This is a genomic window from Pseudomonas sp. L13 (assembly GCF_009935965.1).
GTDB classification, from domain to species: domain Bacteria; phylum Pseudomonadota; class Gammaproteobacteria; order Pseudomonadales; family Pseudomonadaceae; genus Aquipseudomonas; species Aquipseudomonas lactis.
Map to the genome: position 1 here is coordinate 89,558 of NZ_QODJ01000004.1, position 17,555 is coordinate 107,112.

14 protein-coding genes and 1 pseudogene are annotated in these 17,555 nt (G+C 57.3%); 6 read left to right on the forward strand and 9 right to left on the reverse strand.

The features are described from left to right. Positions 1-9: 9 nt before the first annotated feature. From DK871_RS04300 to DK871_RS04310, 3 genes are all read right to left on the reverse strand, one after another. Positions 10-603, reverse strand: a complete 594-nt coding sequence (locus DK871_RS04300) for a TIGR00730 family Rossman fold protein (RefSeq protein WP_161904087.1) — start codon at positions 601-603, stop codon at positions 10-12. An 83-nt stretch (positions 604-686) separates the two neighbouring features. Then, a complete protein-coding gene (locus DK871_RS04305; protein WP_161904088.1) occupies positions 687-2,099 on the reverse strand; it encodes a PLP-dependent aminotransferase family protein in 1,413 nt (470 codons plus the stop codon). 17 nt (positions 2,100-2,116) lie between these two features. Beyond that, complete coding sequence (locus DK871_RS04310; protein WP_161904089.1) at positions 2,117-2,719, reverse strand: FMN-dependent NADH-azoreductase; 603 nt, start codon at positions 2,717-2,719, stop codon at positions 2,117-2,119. Between the two features lie 195 nt (positions 2,720-2,914). On the opposite strand from DK871_RS04310, the gene DK871_RS04315 reads away from it, so the two are divergent. Together DK871_RS04315 and DK871_RS04320 are read left to right on the forward strand one after the other, a co-directional pair. After that, complete coding sequence (locus DK871_RS04315) at positions 2,915-3,361, forward strand: carboxymuconolactone decarboxylase family protein (protein WP_161904090.1); 447 nt, start codon at positions 2,915-2,917, stop codon at positions 3,359-3,361. A 78-nt stretch (positions 3,362-3,439) separates the two neighbouring features. After that, complete coding sequence (locus DK871_RS04320; protein WP_161904091.1) at positions 3,440-3,760, forward strand: multidrug efflux SMR transporter; 321 nt, start codon at positions 3,440-3,442, stop codon at positions 3,758-3,760. A gap of 1,234 nt (positions 3,761-4,994) precedes the next feature. Here DK871_RS04320 and DK871_RS04325 read toward each other — a convergent pair. Further along, positions 4,995-5,936: a LysR family transcriptional regulator gene (locus DK871_RS04325; protein ID WP_161904092.1), complete on the reverse strand. Its 942-nt coding sequence runs from the start codon at positions 5,934-5,936 to the stop codon at positions 4,995-4,997. A gap of 99 nt (positions 5,937-6,035) precedes the next feature. On the opposite strand from DK871_RS04325, the gene DK871_RS04330 reads away from it, so the two are divergent. The 4 genes and pseudogenes from DK871_RS04330 to DK871_RS28930 all read left to right on the forward strand — a co-directional run bounded on the left by DK871_RS04330 (position 6,036) and on the right by DK871_RS28930 (position 10,638). After that, positions 6,036-7,274, forward strand: coding sequence for a 3-hydroxyacyl-CoA dehydrogenase (locus tag DK871_RS04330; RefSeq protein ID WP_161904093.1), 1,239 nt, complete (start codon positions 6,036-6,038; stop codon positions 7,272-7,274). Then, on the forward strand, positions 7,271-9,040 hold the full coding sequence (locus tag DK871_RS04335) for an acyl-CoA dehydrogenase C-terminal domain-containing protein (RefSeq protein ID WP_161904156.1): 1,770 nt from the start codon (positions 7,271-7,273) through the stop codon (positions 9,038-9,040). The genes DK871_RS04330 and DK871_RS04335 overlap by 4 nt, the downstream gene beginning before the upstream one ends. 35 nt (positions 9,041-9,075) lie before the next feature. Beyond that, positions 9,076-10,239, forward strand: coding sequence for an iron-containing alcohol dehydrogenase (locus DK871_RS04340; protein ID WP_161904094.1), 1,164 nt, complete (start codon positions 9,076-9,078; stop codon positions 10,237-10,239). Continuing rightward, a pseudogene (locus DK871_RS28930) lies at positions 10,236-10,638 on the forward strand (acyl-CoA thioesterase). The gene DK871_RS04340 and the pseudogene DK871_RS28930 overlap by 4 nt, the downstream one beginning before the upstream one ends. Positions 10,639-10,677: 39 nt before the next feature. On the opposite strand, the gene DK871_RS04345 reads toward DK871_RS28930, so the two are convergent. The 5 genes from DK871_RS04345 to DK871_RS04365 all read right to left on the reverse strand — a co-directional run bounded on the left by DK871_RS04345 (position 10,678) and on the right by DK871_RS04365 (position 16,948). Beyond that, positions 10,678-11,223, reverse strand: coding sequence for a nucleoside deaminase (locus DK871_RS04345; RefSeq protein WP_218581307.1), 546 nt, complete (start codon positions 11,221-11,223; stop codon positions 10,678-10,680). 94 nt (positions 11,224-11,317) lie between these two features. Continuing rightward, a complete protein-coding gene (locus tag DK871_RS04350; protein WP_218581308.1) occupies positions 11,318-11,809 on the reverse strand; it encodes a DUF2165 family protein in 492 nt (163 codons plus the stop codon). 289 nt (positions 11,810-12,098) lie between these two features. Next, positions 12,099-14,060, reverse strand: coding sequence for an alkyl/aryl-sulfatase (locus tag DK871_RS04355; RefSeq protein WP_161904096.1), 1,962 nt, complete (start codon positions 14,058-14,060; stop codon positions 12,099-12,101). 200 nt (positions 14,061-14,260) lie between these two features. Beyond that, a complete protein-coding gene (locus DK871_RS04360; RefSeq protein WP_161904097.1) occupies positions 14,261-15,625 on the reverse strand; it encodes an MFS transporter in 1,365 nt (454 codons plus the stop codon). Between the two features lie 57 nt (positions 15,626-15,682). Continuing rightward, positions 15,683-16,948, reverse strand: a complete 1,266-nt coding sequence (locus DK871_RS04365) for an OprD family porin (protein WP_161904098.1) — start codon at positions 16,946-16,948, stop codon at positions 15,683-15,685. Between the last annotated feature and the right edge of the window lie 607 nt (positions 16,949-17,555).

A 17,555-nucleotide genomic window follows, 5' to 3' on the forward strand; every position in this document is an offset into this window, starting at 1 on the left:
CAAGAACAGTTAGTTCGCCATCGTCTCAATCAGTTTGGAAACCACCGGCGCCTGCCACTGCTCAAGGGCGTCAATCAGAGCGCCGGGGTCTTCGTTGAACATCAGCATCTGGCTGTGTTCGACCTTCATGAAGCCCTCCTTCGTAGCGTAATCTAACAGGGCCCGCACCGGGTTGAAGAACCCCGCCGTATTCAGGCACGCCACGCCCTTGTGGTGTTCGCCTACCTGGGTCAGCGTGGCCGCCTCAAACAATTCTTCCAGCGTACCCAGGCCGCCGGGCAACGCAATGAAAGCGTCGGCGCAGTCGCTCATTCGGGTCTTGCGGCTGCGCATGTCATGGGTCACTTCATGATGGGTGAGCCCGGCGTGGGAATGGCCGCGCTCATGCAGCAGCCGGGTGATGATGCCGACGACTTTGCCACCTTCTGCCAGCGCGGCATTCGCCACCACCCCCATCAAGCCCTTGTGGGTACCGCCGTAGATCAGGCAAATGCCGCGCCGGGCGATTTCTCGGCCCAGGGCTTGGGCGCCTTCCGCATACTGCGGGTTGAAGCCGAAATTGGTACCGCAGAAAACCGCAAGGCTGCGCAGGGGAGTGGGCATGGAGACTCCAGGCTGATGAGAACAAGCCGTCCAGCATGGCGGCCCCGGCCTGAGGGTGACAGAGCCATGAATCGGCTTGCGGATTAGGCCATGAGCGCATCCAGGATGCGGTTTCCAAGGACCTCGGCGACGGCCTCCGATTCGATATTGGCAAAGCCCAGCAGCAGGCCGGGTCCAGTCTGGCATTCAATATGCCAGTCGCTCAACGCTTCTGCATAAATGCCGACCTGTGCCAGGCGCTCCACGCACACGCGGTCTGACTGTTGCGCGTTCAAGCGCAGGATCAGGTGCATACCACCGGGTTGGGTATCAATCGAAATATCCTCGCCCAATGCTTTGCGCAGCCCCCTGGCCGTGGCTTCCCGACGTTCACCGTAGAGTTTGCGCATCCGCTGGATATGCCGCGCAAAATGCCCCTCAGTCATAAACGTCGCGACGATTGCCTGGGTCAGTTCCGGGCAACCACCGAGGAAGGTCTGGCTGACATGTTCGAAGCGTGCCACTTGAGCCGCAGGCACCACTAGATAAGCGAGGCGGGTGCCGGGAAACAACACCTTGCTGAAGGTCCCGGCATAGAGCACCTGACCGTCGCGGTCCAGGCTCTTGAGGGCGGGTAGTGGGCGGCTGACGTAACGGTATTCGCCGTCGTAGTCATCCTCGATGATCCAGGCTTGCTGGCGGCGGGCCCAATCCAGCAGTTCCAGGCGCCTGGGCAAGGACAGCGAAACACACAGCGGGCTTTGATGGGCCGGCGTGACCACCACGGCGCGGGCGCCTTTGCCCTGTTGCACGGCGTGGGATACCTGCATGCCGTCCTGGTCCACGGGTATCGGTATGGCGTTGATATTCAGGTAATCCAGCAACGGCCGAGTGAACAGGTAGCCTGGGTCTTCCACTAACACCCGATCGCCCGGCTCCAGCAGGGCGTGGGCGATTAGCCCCAGCGTGTTACGGTAGCCCGAGGTGACGAAGACTTGTGCAGCCGAGCAGTGGATACCACGGGCAACCTGCAAGTAGCTGGCAATCGCCGTACGCAGAGAATGCAGGCCGAAGATGCAGGGGTTGGCCATGTCGGCGACCTGGGTGGCCCGTACGCAACGCGCGGCGATTTTCGACCAGATCTTACGCGGGAACGCATCCAGCGCCGGCAACCCCATTTGAAACGGCAAAACGGCGGCCTTGTGCCGGACGGCGTTATGCTCGCTGGCCTTGATGGGGCGTATCGGCAGGCTGGCCTTGATCCCTTCAGCCACCACGGTGCCAGCTTGGCCACGGGCCTGGATATAACCTTCGGCCGCCAGCAGCGAATACGCCGTGTCGATGGTGCCCCTGGCCAGCCCAAGCTCTTTGGCCAGGGCCCGGGCCGCGGGTATGCGTTCGCCCGGCTTGAGCAAACCGTCGGCAATCGCGCTGCGGAAGCGCCAGTAGAGTTGCCGGTAGATCGGCTCAGTAGCGCCCGTGTCCAGCGGTGAAAAGGCCTTAATCGAGGTACTCATCCGGCGTCGGGTCCTGTTCAGGTTGCAAAGTGGTCGCGCAGCGCCTGGTCGGTTTGGAGGCGAGTTTGGGCCAGTGTTTCCGGGCGTGAAGCAGTGCCTTCAACGGTGAAGAAGGTCACGTCGTGCAACCCGATCATGCCGAGTATGATTTTCAAATACGGCGTCAGGAAGTCCGGCTGGTGCGCACGCTCCCCGGAAAACCGCCCGCCCGAGGCGATGGCGACGAACACTGGCCGGTCTTGCAACAGGCCTATCTTGCCCTGGGCCGAGATATCGAAGGTGCGCCGCACCCGTGCAACGTGATCGAGCCATAGCTTGAGCGCCGCGGGTACCGAATAGTTATGCATGGGCGTAGCGATCACCACGACGTCAGCCTGCTCTAACTCGCGAACAAGCCGCTCGGATTGGGCCATCGAACCTTCGGACGAGACATCCATGAGGGACTGCTGAGATGTTGCATAAGGCTCGTCGACCGGCGCCAGGGTATTGCCGGCGATGAGGCGTTGCGTCACCTCGGCAGCCGGGTGCCGCTCGCGCAGGCATTCGATGATCTTGTGGGAGAGCGCGTTGCTCTCCGACGCTTGCCCGCGAGGGCTCGCACTGACATAGAGGATATTCATGGTGTGCTGCTTCCTGGATGGATGGCCTTCAGTCTACGAACCCCTTGAACCATGCCAAAGAGCCAAGAATAGAAATTCAGCGTAGGCCATAACCGCGCATTCATGGCCTGGTATTCAAGACAGATCATGGATCTTTCTAGCTGGGCCATGGCACCCCAAGATAGCGGCTTCATCCAACCGCTACAGGACTTAACCATGACATCGCGTCTCGACTACTCCAAAGCTTCCCCTGAAGGTTACAAGGCGTTCGGCGGGGTTTACGTCTACCTGCAAAATTGCGGCCTGTCTAAGGAACTGATCGACCTGATCTATCTGCGGGTCTCGCAAATTAACGGGTGCGCCTTTTGCATCGACATGCACTCGCGAGACTTGCTCAAGCAAGGCTTGGCCGTGGACAAGCTGGTGCTAGTGCCCGTATGGCATGAAGCTGGCGCGGTATTCACCCCGCGCGAGCGTGTGGCGCTGGCCTTTGCCGAAGCAGTCACCGCCAGTGATGTTTCGGACGCTGACTACGCTGCAGCTGCAGCCGAGTTCATTGACAAGGAACTGGCCGATCTCACTTACGGCATTGCGTTGATGAATGCCTTCAATCGACTGGGTATCACCTTCCGTACTGCCCCAGCGGCGGCTGCCAAGGCTTAAGCTGAAGCAGGTTCGCGGTGGCGGGGAGGCTTGGCCCCTCGTCACACACCTGAGATATTATCTGAGGGTTTACCCCCTATGGCATGGCTACTTCTCGGCTTGGCCGGCATTCTTGAAATCGCCTTCGCGTTCTCGATGAAGGCCTCCGATGGCTTCACCCGATTAACCCCCGGATTGCTCACCGTCGTGACCGGCGTTTCCAGCGTGATCCTGCTGTCTATTTCTCTGCGCACGCTTCCTGTCGGCAGCGCCTACGCTGTCTGGACCGGAATCGGTGCAGCTGGCACCGCTATCATTGGCATGGCGTTGCTGGGTGACTCCACTGCGCCGTTACGGGTTCTGTGCATTATGCTGATCCTGGCAGGCGTGATCGGCCTCAAACTGGTTACGGCCAATTAGTGCCGCGTCGACAGTGAGCAGGTATTTATTAGAGTTTGCCCTTTAATGGAGACGCCGGATTGCAGACATGCCTGGAGAACCTGGCTTTGAACGACCTGGGGTCAGAGCTTCGTTGGTACATTTATGGGTTCAGGGCTATCGCGTCCGCTAAAAATAGGCGGACACCAACGCCTCAAATTTGGGCGCTCGGAAGGCGTATTGGCTAACGCCTCTGGCCGGTGGCCTGCGCGCTCCGCTTGCCTTCTTGCGCGCTGCACTGGCGAAGACTAGCAATCCCAAGCTCCACCACTGGAGCTTGGGCCCTTAACTAATCATTCTGTGTTGTCAGGGGTTCGATAAATTTGATGCCAGTGACGGCCTGGTTTGCTGGTAGGGGGAGCTTGTTCGTAATCCCGAATGGTGCAGTACCTACCGAACGTCTGGATGATTTGATGATTGGCTGTGTTTACATGTACTTCCTGAAACGAGCCGCCATCCCGTGCCAGTTTATGTCCCGGCGCAATGTAAATACCCATACAACCTCCGAAGTTGTGCAGTGGCCAAATGCCATAAGTTGAGTTGATTTCTCTTCAGTAACTCGGTGCAGAGGCGTGATCCATAACAAAATGCCAAAGGTCATGCGTCCAGCGTCCAGGCCGCTACATCAGAGACCTACTACCCTGGAGCAGCGGCAATCGTAGTCAAAGTGGAAATTTCCTACAGAAGCCCTCCCGGGAACTGGCTCTGCCTTCAGGGCATTCATTAATGCTTCAACCAGCGGCTCCAGATCCTGATATCGGGCGTTCCCCTCGGTGCGCAGCGGGCCGGGCTTTAGTGCTACGCATGGAGCCAGGTCGAACAGCCGACCCGTCTCCATCCCTTCGGGCTTCAATCCCTAACGTCTCCGGCCTGTGACATGCGCGCTTCTCTGGTGAAGATGGTCTTGGGCGGTCGCGCTCACATCTCAATTGATAATCCAGGCCTCGCCATCAATCTTGAGCGGGAATCGAGCAGGGCGGTGACCTGTGAAGTGCACCGGCCCGATGTTGACTAGACCTATCTGCGCAATTATGGCCAAGAGTCGAATTTTTAATTCCGACTAAAAGAAGCCCTGATAGAGGGCGCATATCTTCGCCCTGAGCTGAACGTTCCGCCGCGACAACCACGAAGAGATTTCCCGAAATAGAACAACTACACCGCGCAATACGTGAGGCAGTTTTGGAGGCGGGGCCAAAGCGACTGGGTCACCTGATGGTTAGTTTTCCTTGTCTGTGTAAACTGGGTGGAAGCCAGGAGATTGGCGCATCTCGATTGATAGTATCTGCGCCGCTAGCCATGCCAACGCCGGGTCGTGCTGGCGATGGCCCAGGTACACCAGATCAAGTTCAAACGGTGGCAGTTCAAACGGTAACTCATGCAAGTCCAGTGGCAATATTTCGGCGAACTGCTGCGCCAGCTGCGTTGGTAGTACAACGCAAAGATCGGTGGCGACGACGAGGTGTGCGGCTTGCAGATAATTTGGCGTGGTGTAGACGATTTGACGAGCCAGGTTCTGCTCGGCCAGCCATTGGTCGACCATGCCGCGGGTCTGCCCGCCGTGTACCCAGAGGTGGCGCAGTTGCAGAAATGTTTGCAGATCTAGATCGTTGGTGATCTGCGGGTGGTTGTGGCGCACCGCAACCCTCAAGGTTTCACGGCGCCATAGTTGCCGGGTGAACCGCGCCGGAACCTCGTTGAAGCGGCCGAGTGCCATATCCAGGTCGCCACGGTCCAGCGCATCTACCGGGAGGTTGGGCGTCAAGTACGCAACGTCGATGCGAAGTTTCGGTGCCAACGTTTGCAGGCGCGCCAACAACGCAGGCATGCATATCTGTTCGACGAAATCGGTGAGCGCGATGCGCAGTTGGCGGTGACTGTACTGCGGTTCAAACGCATCACCAGTAGTGAGCGTTTGTTCGATTTGTCGTAATGCCGCACGAATCGGTCCTTCCAGGGCCAAGGCTCGCGGCGTTGGGCACATGCGGCGACCGACACGCACCAGCACTGGATCGTCCAATAAGTCGCGCAAACGCGCCAGCGCATTACTCACTGTCGGTTGCGTCAGCGCCAGACGTTCGGCCGCACGTGAGACGTTTTGTTCACGCAGGAGCATGTCAAAGACGCGCAACAAATTCAGATCGAAGGTCGATATATTCATAAGCTAAATATATGCCATATGAAATATAAATTTCAAAAATATATGACGCATGCTTAGGGTGGCGACTGTCCGTTACCTACTGTTGCAGGAGCGCCCCATATGAGTACCTCTTTCGATATCAGGCAGGCCGCTGTCATTGGCGCCGGTACCATGGGCCGTGGGATCGTTGTCAGTCTGGCCAGCGCGGGGGTGCCAGTGCTGTGGCTGGAAAGCAACACATCGACGCTCGAAGCGGGGTTGAGCATGATCGAGCAGACCTGGTTGCAACAGGCCGGCAAACAACGCATCAGCCAGGCCGAAGCTGAAGCCAATCGTCTGCGAGTCCAGCCTGTGCAAAGTTACGTAGCGCTGGCTGATGTTGATCTGGTTATCGAAGCGGTGTACGAAAGCATAGAACTGAAGCAGGAAATCTTCCGCACATTGGACAGGCACCTCAAGCCGCAGGCGATTTTGGCAAGCAATACTTCAGCGCTGGACATCGACGCCATAGCCACCGTCACCGCCCGACCGCAACAGGTGCTGGGCCTGCATTTCTTCAGCCCAGCGCACATCATGAAACTGCTGGAAATCATCCGTGGCGCATACACCGACAGCGCCGTGCTCGACGCTGCGCGCAAGCTGGGCGAGCGGATCGGAAAGGTCGTGGTGGTCGCCGGGAATTGCCCCGGATTCATTGGTAATCGCATGCTCGCCAGCTACGTGGCCGAAGCACGCAAGCTATTGCTTGAGGGGGCATTGCCACATCAGGTCGACACGGCATTGCAGCAGTTCGGTTTTGCCATGGGCCCGTTCCGCATGTACGACGTGGTTGGCATCGATCTGGAATGGCGCGCTCGAGAGCTGGCTGGGCAGAGCATGGAAGCGCCGCTGGTGCAGGTCGACAATGCACTGTGTAATCTCGGTCGTTTCGGCCAGAAAAGTGGCCACGGCTATTACAGCTACGCAGCGGGCAGCCGCCACGCCGTACACGATCCTCAGGTCGACGCACTGGTGCTCGAAATTTCCAATGGCTTGGGCTATCGCCGTCGTCCGATCACCGCGCAGGAAATACTCGAACGCTGCCTGCTCGCCCTGGTCAACGAAGGGGCGAAAGTTCTTGAGGAAGGCATCGCTGTCAACAGTCATGACATTGATCAGGTCTGGCTCAATGGCTACGGCTTTCCATCTGAGATTGGCGGCCCGATGTGCTGGGCGGATGGGCAAGGCCTAACCCTGATCGCTGCGCGGCTTGAGCACTTCCAAGGCTTATACGGCGAGCATTGGCGGCCGGCCGGGCTGATTTCCAAATTGATCGCTGCCCGCAAGCGATTCTGCAACGTTCAGGAGGGGCAGGTATGAATTACCAAGCGCCGCTGCGTGACATGCGCTTTGTCTTGCACGAGCTGTTCGACGTCACAGAGCATTGTCGGCGACTGAAGGTAGAACTCGACCGCGATACCCTCGACGGCATCCTCGAGGAGGCCGCACGCTTCACTGGCGAAGTTATCGCACCGCTCAATCGCAATAGCGATGAACAAGGCTGTCAGTTGTTGGGCAGCGACGTCACCACGCCCGACGGATTTTATCAAGCCTATCAACAATACGTCGATAACGGCTGGGCGAGCATGATCGGGCCGCTTGCGTTCGGTGGACAAGGCTTGCCTCAGATGGTGTCGGCGTGCGTTCACGAAATGCTTATGTCAGCATCCTTGGCGTTTCGTATTTACTCCGGCCTCACCGAAGGTGCCGTACTGGCGGTGCATCGCCACGGCAGCGCAGCGCTCAAGCAAGAGTATCTGGCGAAAATGGTCAGTGGTGAATGGACCGGCACCATGTGCCTGACTGAGCCTCAGGCTGGTACCGATCTGGCCTTGCTGCGCACCCGCGCGCAGGCTGAGGCCGATGGCAGTTATCGCGTCACCGGCAACAAGATTTTCATCAGCGGTGGCGAGCAGGACTTGACCGATAACATCATCCATCTGGTGCTCGCTCGCCTGCCTGATGCGCCGCCGGGCGTGAAGGGCATCAGCCTGTTTCTAGTGCCGAAAATGCTCTCCAAAGGACAACGTAATACTCTAAGTTGCGGTGCGCTGGAACATAAGATGGGCATCAAGGGCACCTCGACCTGTGTGATGAATTTCGACGATGCGCGGGGTTGGCTCGTCGGCGAAGCGAATCAGGGCTTGGCGTGCATGTTCACCATGATGAATGACGCACGTTTTCAGGTTGGCCTACAAGGCCTGGGCGTTGCCGAAGCTGCGTTTCAGGGTGGCTTGAGCTATGCACGTGAGCGCTTGCAATCGCGCTCGCTGACCGGGGCCGTTGCGCCGGATCAGGCCGCCGACCCGATCATCGTCCATCCCGATGTGCGCCGTATGCTAATGACGCAGAAGGCTCTCACCGAAGGTTGCCGGATGCTCGCGGCGTATACCGCTCGGCAATTGGATCTCGAACAAGCAATGGGTGAAGAACATCATGCGGCGAAGCGCCGTGCGGCGCTGCTCATTCCAATCGTCAAGGCATTCTTCACCGATGTCGGTCAGGAAGTCGCCAGCCTCGGCGTGCAGTTGTACGGCGGTCACGGCTATATCCGCGAGTGGGGCATGGAACAGCTGATGCGCGACAGCCGCATCACTCAACTCTACGAAGGTACCAACGGCATTCAGGCGCTGGACTTTATCCGCCGCAAACTGCTGGCCGACCACGGCGCGGAACTCAATGCGTTGATCGATGATTTTGCACAAATAGTTGATGCCGCCCAGGCGCATAAAACGCTGCACGAGATGACGAACGACATCAGCCATCGCTTGACCGAGTGGCGCACGCTCGGTGGCATGGTCATCGAAGCCTGCCAACGCGATCCGCAGGAAATCGGCGCGGTATCGGTGGACTTCCTGGCGTACTCGGCCTACGTCCTGCTGGCCGGTTTCTGGCTGCAGGCAGCATTGCGCTCCCAGCAGGCGTTGTCGCAAGGCGTTGCTGAAAGCGCGTTTTATCAATCCAAGTTGCATACCTGTGACTTTTATTGGCGGCGCCTTTTGCCCCGCGCCAGTGCTCACCGCGACGCGCTTCTGGGTGGCGCGAGCTGCCTGATGTCGATACCCGCCAGCGACTTCAACTTCTGAGAAATTGGCCCCCACAATAATAAGGAGTCGCCCAGATGCATTCCTTTAGCTTTGTCACCACGGCGCAGATCCTCTGCGAAGCCGGCGCGGTGCAGCGACTCGCCAGCCTGTGCCGTGAGCGTCGTGCACGCCGCGTCTTGATCGTCACTGATCCGGGGATTGCCCGGCTCGACTTGCTTGATGATGTGTTGCCGGGGTTCAGCGCTGCGAAAGTCGCGGTGGCGATTTTCAGCGACGTGGCTGCCGATCCCCATGAACACTGCGTGCTGGCGGCGGTCGAGCAAGCCCGCTATATCGGCGCTGACCTAGTTGTCGGCTTCGGCGGCGGCAGCTCAATGGACGTGGCTAAACTGGTCGCATTGCTGGCCCATCCTGAAAATACGCAAGCGATCACACAGTTGTACGGCATCGATCAGGCCAAGGGGCCACGCCTGTCGCTGATTCAGGTCCCGACCACGGCAGGCACCGGTTCGGAAGTCACACCGATCGCCATCGTGACTACTGGTGAAAACAGCAAAATGGGCATTATTTCGACATTGCTGCTTCCGGATCTCGCCATTTTGGACGCGGCTTGCACTATGGGCCTGCCGCCGCACGTCACAGCAGCAACCGGTATCGACGCCATGGTCCATGCGATCGAGGCCTACACCAGCAAACTCAAGAGAAATCCGCTGTCCAGCCTGCTGGCCCGCGAGGCGTTGCGACTGCTGGCAAGTCATCTGGATCAAGCGGTGCATAACGGTGGCAACCTTGTCGCGCGTCAAGCCATGCTGCTCGGTGCCTGCCTTGCCGGTCAAGCGTTTGCCAATGCGCCGGTGGCGGCGGTACATGCGCTCGCCTACCCGCTAGGCAGCCACTTTCATATTCCCCATGGGTTGTCCAATGCATTGGTGTTACCGCATGTACTGCGCTTCAACTCCGAAGTGGCGGGGCCTTTATATGCCGAGTTGGCCCCGTTGCTGCTGGGTGAGCGTTTACATGCCGGTGAGGTGAGTAGCCTCACTGAACAGTTCGTCAACGAGCTGGCTGCACTCAGTCCGCGTTGTGGATTGCCGACCCGCTTAAGGGATGTTGGGGTACCCGAGAGCAGCCTGGCGCAACTAGCCCTCGATGCCATGCAACAGCAGCGGCTGCTGGTGAATAATCTTCGGGAAGTCAGTGAGGCCGATGCCCTGGCGATCTATCAGGAGGCTTACTGAAGCAGCCGCCGAGCCGCGAAGCCTTTCGTCACTTTAAGCCGATCACCACGCGTTGGCATGACAACGGTACCTAGGGGCATACTAATAATATCGTCTACTACTGCTTCTTCGATACGACGGTGAATAGTTACCTAATCGAACAGGCTGGATATTCATCAGGGCGCGGTGATCGTCTTAGTCAATTTCAGTTGTAATTATTTTGCCCGATTGCCTTTCCCGAGTGTATAGAGGTGGGGCCTTGCGGTGAGCAAGTTAGGTAGCGGCTCGGAGCGCTACACCTTGGGTGTTTTCAAAGCCGGAGAGCTGCACGCCTGCGCAGCAGGGCCGTTCGTTCATATATTCGTGAGCGTACGAGCAACCCGCCCAGTGCCGATTCCTCAACCCCAGCAGGCGGTGTAGTGGGGGGGCGTCAGTACCCACGTGAAACGGAAACTGACCCTAGCGATTGTTTCTCTGATCGAACAAACGATCGGATTCGTTTGCAAGAATACCGGCTATCAATGAGTCGGGCCGGTAAAACTCCTTGGCCTTTTCCGCCACTTCCACGGCGCCAATATCGATCTGCCGAATTCCCGATTGCCTGATCTTTTCGATGGAACTGGCCCAGACCACCCTGGGTATACCGCACCAGGCGATGGCACTCATGCACATGGCGCAGGGCTCACCGGTCGTGTACAGGGTCATCTTCTTGAAGCCTTCACGGCCATGCCTTACAACAAAATCGTTAATAGCCACTATCTCCCCGTGATGGATCGGATTCATGGGGCTGACATTGACGCCTTCGGCCATTACCTCGCCTGTTTCCTCGTTCACGATCACTGCACCAAAGGGATAGGTCTTGTTTTTTTTCGCCTGTTCGATCGCCACCCTCATAAACCTCTCATGCCTGGCTTTTTCCTTTGCTGAAAGATTCGTTGCAGCCGTGAGTGCTAATGGCTGGTGCGCGGAGGAGGCTACGGAGTAAGTCAGGGAAAAGACGCCCATGCCATAGGTAAATGCTCTTCTGCTTATCATGGGGGGCCTTATTGATTAACAGTGTTTCAGTCGGATGGGTGAATGACCTGACGTGCATTCGCATCTAATCATCATTGGGAAGCGTCACGTAAATCAGTATGGCCAGTTGCGTGATGAAAAAACGAAAGGCGCTCTCAACACCATTCCAAGTCTGTGACATCCACATGCCAAACCATTCTCCACCAATGGACATGAACGCTACTTGCCAAGTCAGAAAACCGAGTGTAAGCCCGGCAATGGAAAAAGCCTTGGCTGAGCGAAAGTCCGCGCTGCTGGCACGAAGCGCGCGTAACAGCCGGATGCCCCCGATCCAGCACAGGACTGCTGTACTGAACTCAAGTGCGACGATGCCGATGTAACCTAGATGATGGACCCAAGGCGTACTGATCGCCCTGTACATGAGGCCGTTTCCGGGAAAGGTCGTATCCATCAGGAACACGTGCTGAACAAACACGAAGTTGGTGTTGTAGTCAGTGATGTTATTAAAAGCCACGAGTGACGCAAAAAGCGCTATGGCAAGGACGGTCAGGGCTTTCGAGATGCGAATCAGCAGCATACAACCTCCATGGTCGTTAGTTTTTTTGTAGCTACGATTTTTAGATTAGTTAGTGATACTGCTTCAAGCACCCTCATTCGCGTCAACAGAAAACTGTTCAATTATCGGCTCGATAGCTTTGTATTTTCAAATCGGGAGCATAGGGTGGGGTTGCTTATAGCCTTCTGATCGGCACTTGATGACTCCAAGTGGCACCGGCGCTTGGTGCTTGATCGAAGGCAAGGCCAGCTCCCACTGGGATTGATAGAGGCTGATCCAAGAGGGGAACCGGTTTGCCAACAAGGGGTACTCAAGGCGTAACGATATTGAATTGTGGGCTGAAGGTATCGAGGCTCTCCAATAACTCCACGAGTTTCTTGCCGTTGCCTTCGATCTTGATCAAGCCTTTTTCCACGGCGGTGGGGAAGTCCAACTGTTTGAGGCTGATCTGCTCAAGTGTGACCTTGCTCATGCTCAGGCCAGCATCGGCCTTGGGGTTTATACCTTCACGGTGGGTCAGCACACCGTTGCGTAAAGTCAGGTTGAAGACCTGATCCAGATCGTTAAAGCGCCAGTTAAGGTTCAAGTCGTGCCCCAGCGCCTTATCGACATCCACACGCACGGCCATGAAGTCGAAGAACATCTGCGGGCTCAGGGCGCGCACCATGTCCACCGAGACCGAGCTGCGAGAATGAACCGGTACCCCGTTGCGTAATTCCATCGCCCCGGTCAGGTAAATGTTGCGCCAGTTGGCGTTCTCGTTCTGGTAGCCCAGCTGTTCAAGGGCTTGAGCTTGAGCGGCGCGGGCCTGAGTGTTGTGCGGCTCGGCAAACACCAGCTGGTTGCCTAACTGTGCGGCCCAACGGTACTCACCTTTTTCTAGGGCAGCACGGACCTTGTCTAGCACCGCCTCGCCACCGCCCATGGCCGCAACCGTCAATCGTGCGCTCTCTACCGGGGGCAATGGGTTTAGATTGGCCGGGTTGCCGTCATAGAAGCCCATGTAACGCTGGTATACCGCACGTGAGTTGTGGCTGAGCGAGCCGTAGTAGCCCTGGGTGTACCACTTGTTTTGCAAGTCGCCCGGCAGCTTTTGCATGTCCTGGGCGATTTCCATGGGCGTCAGTCCCTGGTTGAGCAGATGCAGGGTACGGTCATTGAGGAAGGCATACATGTCACGCTGGTCTGCGAGCAGGGTGCGCACTGCATCACCACCCCAGGTCGGCCAATTATGCTGACCGAACAGCACCTCGGTTTTGTCGCCGTAGCGGTTTAGACTGGCGTCCAGGTACTGTGACCAGACCTTAGCGTCGCGCACTTGGGCACCACGCGGGGTGAGAATGTTATGCATGGTCTGTGTGGCGTTTTCGGCAATGCCCAGCGCCTTGAATTGTGGCAGGTAGAAGTTCATCTCTGCCGGTGCCTCGGTGCCGGGGGTGAGCTGGAACTCCACCTCCATGCCGGCAATGCGTCGGGTTTCGTAAGGCTGGCTGATCAGATCGGTGGGCGGGATCAGGCTAACGGTGCCGGTGGGCACTGCCTTACCGATGGCGGCATCCACCTGGCCTTGCTCGCCGCGCGGCAGATACATGCCGAACTGGTATTGGGCACGACGGCCCATGGCATTGCCAGCGTAGACGTTTTCGCTCACCACATGTTCCATAAAGCCGCTGGGGGCAAATATCTTGACCTTGCCTGCCTTGACCTCGGCCTCGTCGATCACCCCTCGCACACCGCCGAAATGGTCGACATGAGTATGACTGTAGATCACTGCCACCACAGGCTTGCGGGAACGGTTCTGGTAGTACATATCAAGTGCGGCACGGGCGGTTTCGGTGGCAGTCAACGGATCGATAATGATCAGCCCGTCCTCGCCTTCGATGATCGTCATGTTGGCCAGGTCAAGACCGCGCACCTGGTAAAGGCCGGGCGCCACTTCGAACAGCCCAGCATGACGGTTGAGCTGGGCGAGGCGCCAGAGGCTGGGGTTGACCGTGGCTGGGCTGTCCTTTTGCTTGAGAAAGTCGTAGCTGGCCAGGTTCCAGACTGGCTTGCCGTTGGCGCCCATGACCTGGTCAGTGAAGGGCGCAATCAGCCCACGAGTGACCGCAGTGTAATCGCTGTCGTTACTGAAAGGGCGTTGCTGGAGGACTGCGCTGTTACTGTTGCGCGTGTGCACGCTGGCAGGTTCGGCATGTACAGCTTGGCTAAGGCAGGCGAGGGCGACTAAGCTCGCCAGGGGCGCCTTTGAAAACAGGGTAGTAATGTACATAGTGTCTCCGTTTTATTGTAGATATGGCACACCACTTCGAGTGTGAGTTTCGACTTTGTGAACCTGGCATGCCATCAACGACAAAAAACATGCAGGCACACAACACGGCCAAGCCGTGTCGCTATGTGCGGCTGTCATTCAATCGCGGTGGATCAATTTTCGGTTAGCGGCAACAAGGGTTTGGCAACTGTCTTGAAGATTCACGCGTCAGCCGCCGGCACCGGTCGACCAGGCACGACCACCTCAGGATCCTTGGGCGTCCAGCTTTTAAGGCGCTCCAGGCTCTCGCGATAAGAGCGCAGACCGGCCATCAGAATCACCACCGCCAGCACCAGGGAGATGCCCGTGACCACAGCCAGCGAGTACCTCAGCGCCGAGTCGCTGCCAAATACGTAGTCAGTCCCCAAGGCTACGGCGGTCGGGCCAATACCCAGGCCGATCAGGGTCACTACAAACAGATAGAGTGCCGATGCCTGCCCGCGCATCGGACTGGGCACGATTTCCTGGACAGCCAAGGGGCCGACGCCGAACGGCATGCTTACGGTCAAGACCTGAAACGCCATCAGCACCAGGGCCAGGTTCTTGTCGTCAACCAGATAGCCCAGGTTCGACGGCAAGGTCAGCAGTGCTGAAAGAATCGCGATACGCAGTGGCGCGTCCCGGCGACCACGCTTGATCAACCAGTCACATAAGCGCCCACCTACCAGCAGGCCGAAAGAGCCGCAGATCGCCAGCATACTGCCGTAGATCACCCCGACTTGCGGCACGCTCATATCAAACGAGCGCACCAAAAAGGTCGGGATCCAGGCGCTGCTGCCGTAGGCCGTAAAGGCCAGGCAGGCAAAACCAAGATTGTGGCAAAGCATGGTGCGACGGTTTTTACGCAGGTAGTCGACAAACTCCGAGAACGGCAATTGCAGCCCTGCGCCGACGCCTTGGCGCACCGGCTCGCGTATTAACAGCAAGCACAGGGAGAACACCACGCCTACCGCGCCGAGGATCAAAAACACCATCTGCCACGGGCGCACTGTGCCAATCAGCGGCAGCGTCATATCGCCCTGGCTGGTTGCGAAATGCACCGCGACACCACCGAGCAGTAACGCCACACCCGACCCCAGGTAAATCGCCGTCGAGTACACGCTGAAGGCCGTGCCGCGCCGCTCGGGCGTAAAGCTGTCGGAAATCATCGAGTAAGCACAGGGCGCCAACGAAGCCTCGCCTGCCGCCACACCGATACGGCAAAGCAGGAACTGCCAGTAACCCTTGGCCATCCCGCAGGCAGCAGTCATGCCACTCCACACCAGAATCCCGCACATCAGCAAATTGCGCCGGCTCTTGCTGTCGGCAATCCGCCCCAGGGGAATGCCGCAGAACGCATAGAAGATTGCAAACGACAGCCCCATCAGCAGGCTCATCTGAGTGTCGCTGATGTCCATGTCTTGACGAATGGGCCCCACCAACAGGTTGAGAATCTGCCGGTCCACGAACGATAAAACATAGGCCAGCATCAGCACACTGACGGTGAACCAAGCGCGTATACGTGATGGATAAAGTGTGTTCTTCATACCGCTAAGACCTCATTGTTGTTATAGCCCCGCCCGCAAAGGCAGTGATCGACTTGATTACAGGAGTGGCAAGGTGTAACTGATGATCAGGCGGTTATCGTCCAGATCACTGCCAAAATGATTCGTGCGCAGGGAAGAGTTACGCCACATCAATCCCAGGTTTTTTAATACGCCGCTCTGGAATACGTAGGTGATATCCATATCCCGCTCCCACTCCGAACCGATCGGCCTGCCAGCACCCAACTCAATCTCGCTGCCATAGATGTAGCGGGTCATGAAGGTCAGGCCCGGAATACCGGCGGCCGCGAAGTTGAAGTCATAGCGAACCTGCCAGGACTGCTCGTCCCGATTGGCAAAATCGTTATTGGCAACAAAGTTGGGCAGGAAGGCATTTGAGCCGTGAATATAGGCATAGCCGGTGTCACCACTCATCTTCTGGAAACCCAGACCAAAGGCATGACCGCCCAGGCTATAAGTGAGCATCGCCCCCAGGGCCGTGTTGTCGATGTTGCTGTCGCCCTGGTTGGTGGAGCTTGCATAGCGCAGGTCACTTTTGAGCGACTGCCCATCCCCCAGCGGCAGTAGATGCAACAGGCTGAAACTGTGCTGACGATAAAAACGGTCGAGTTCACCGTAGAAGTAATTGGCACTTAGCTGGGGGCTCCACTTGTAACCCACACCGGCGAAGTTGAACTTGTCAGTGGTGGCGCCCTTGGACACACGGATGGCCTTGGCACTGGCCACTGCCGGCCTCAGGTCTTCACGGTCGGTCGAGTCACGCTGGGTCACCTGGCGGATCTGACCTGCATCGAAGATCAGGCTAGCGAGCTCCTGGGAGTTCAAATGCACGCCCTCGAAGGTCTGCGGCAGTAAGCGCGTGTCATTGAAATGTGCTACCGGCAACCGCGGGTGCAGCGTACCGATTCTGAGAAGGCTCTTGGACGCCCGCACCTTTGCAGTCAAGCCAAGGGAGCCACTCTCATCGACTGAGCGGCCATCTCGCTGACGAGGCAATAACCCGGAGCCGGCACGCCCCAGGCTGGAGTCGAGCTTCAAACCGGCCAGAGCAATTGCATCCAGCCCAAAACCGACAGAGCCCGTGGTAAATCCTGACGCGTAGCGCAGCAAAAATCCTTGGGCCCACTCTTCGTGCTTGGACTGGGAGGTGTTGGTCTGGCTGAAGTCGCGATTGATGTAAAAATTGCGCAGCTCAACGTTGGCCTTGCCGTCTTCGAAGAAACCAGCCTGCGCGGACACGGGAAGGCCTATTTGTGCAAGGGGGAATAGCAGGCACTTGGCAGTGACGCGGAAATGTCGTTCCATGGGGCAGCCTTATTATTGTTGTTATTAAGTGAAGCTTCTGCTAATCCGTGCCTGCAGCATTGGAGTGCTGAAACTCTTGTATTTTGCTGTACACAATCCCCACCAAAAATCCAAGGCAGAGAGCGTAAAGTCGACACTATCAGCAGGTTAAAACTAATATACTTATTGCTCATTAGTCGGATAAGGCCCAGCGGCAACAGTGACGGCAGAAGTAGGAAACGGCTTTTGATATTCGAAATTTCAATTGGCTTATCTGCCGCATCGCTTACTACGCTCTGTAACGTCCCTGCTGCTGGATTTACTTGTTAATCACCCGGAAACTGTAAGGCTAGGCTGTACGACTAAAACTTCATGCGCAGTAGCAGAACCTATATTCTTCTGGTTCGACCCCATTTAAGTTCTGATCTCACGCAATATGCGCGGAATTCTATGTGTACTAATATCAATGGAAAGCAAGTCATACTCTACTCTCTTGAGCCCACGTTAACTCTGTTGGCCTGCGTCTATCCACCTGGAAACCTAACAGGGGGGGTGAACAGAAAATGTAGGAAATTTCCCAGAAGTACCCGTTATCGCGAAGTCGTCTTCACCCATGCAGAACCGCTGT

What these genes read in the sequence shown, in the direction of transcription:
- DK871_RS04320 (WP_161904091.1), top strand. Translation starts at nt 3,440, where the DNA reads ATGGCATGGCTACTTCTCGGCTTGGCCGGCATTCTTGAAATCGCCTTC.
- DK871_RS04300 (WP_161904087.1), bottom strand. Translation starts at nt 603, where the DNA reads ATGCCCACTCCCCTGCGCAGCCTTGCGGTTTTCTGCGGTACCAATTTC.
- DK871_RS04365 (WP_161904098.1), bottom strand. Translation starts at nt 16,948, where the DNA reads ATGGAACGACATTTCCGCGTCACTGCCAAGTGCCTGCTATTCCCCCTT.
- DK871_RS04360 (WP_161904097.1), bottom strand. Translation starts at nt 15,625, where the DNA reads ATGAAGAACACACTTTATCCATCACGTATACGCGCTTGGTTCACCGTC.
- DK871_RS04305 (WP_161904088.1), bottom strand. Translation starts at nt 2,099, where the DNA reads ATGAGTACCTCGATTAAGGCCTTTTCACCGCTGGACACGGGCGCTACT.
- DK871_RS04340 (WP_161904094.1), top strand. Translation starts at nt 9,076, where the DNA reads ATGCATTCCTTTAGCTTTGTCACCACGGCGCAGATCCTCTGCGAAGCC.
- DK871_RS04350 (WP_218581308.1), bottom strand. Translation starts at nt 11,809, where the DNA reads ATGCTGCTGATTCGCATCTCGAAAGCCCTGACCGTCCTTGCCATAGCG.
- DK871_RS04355 (WP_161904096.1), bottom strand. Translation starts at nt 14,060, where the DNA reads ATGTACATTACTACCCTGTTTTCAAAGGCGCCCCTGGCGAGCTTAGTC.
- DK871_RS04330 (WP_161904093.1), top strand. Translation starts at nt 6,036, where the DNA reads ATGAGTACCTCTTTCGATATCAGGCAGGCCGCTGTCATTGGCGCCGGT.
- DK871_RS04345 (WP_218581307.1), bottom strand. Translation starts at nt 11,223, where the DNA reads ATGGGCGTCTTTTCCCTGACTTACTCCGTAGCCTCCTCCGCGCACCAG.
- DK871_RS04325 (WP_161904092.1), bottom strand. Translation starts at nt 5,936, where the DNA reads ATGAATATATCGACCTTCGATCTGAATTTGTTGCGCGTCTTTGACATG.
- DK871_RS04310 (WP_161904089.1), bottom strand. Translation starts at nt 2,719, where the DNA reads ATGAATATCCTCTATGTCAGTGCGAGCCCTCGCGGGCAAGCGTCGGAG.
- DK871_RS04335 (WP_161904156.1), top strand. Translation starts at nt 7,271, where the DNA reads ATGAATTACCAAGCGCCGCTGCGTGACATGCGCTTTGTCTTGCACGAG.
- DK871_RS04315 (WP_161904090.1), top strand. Translation starts at nt 2,915, where the DNA reads ATGACATCGCGTCTCGACTACTCCAAAGCTTCCCCTGAAGGTTACAAG.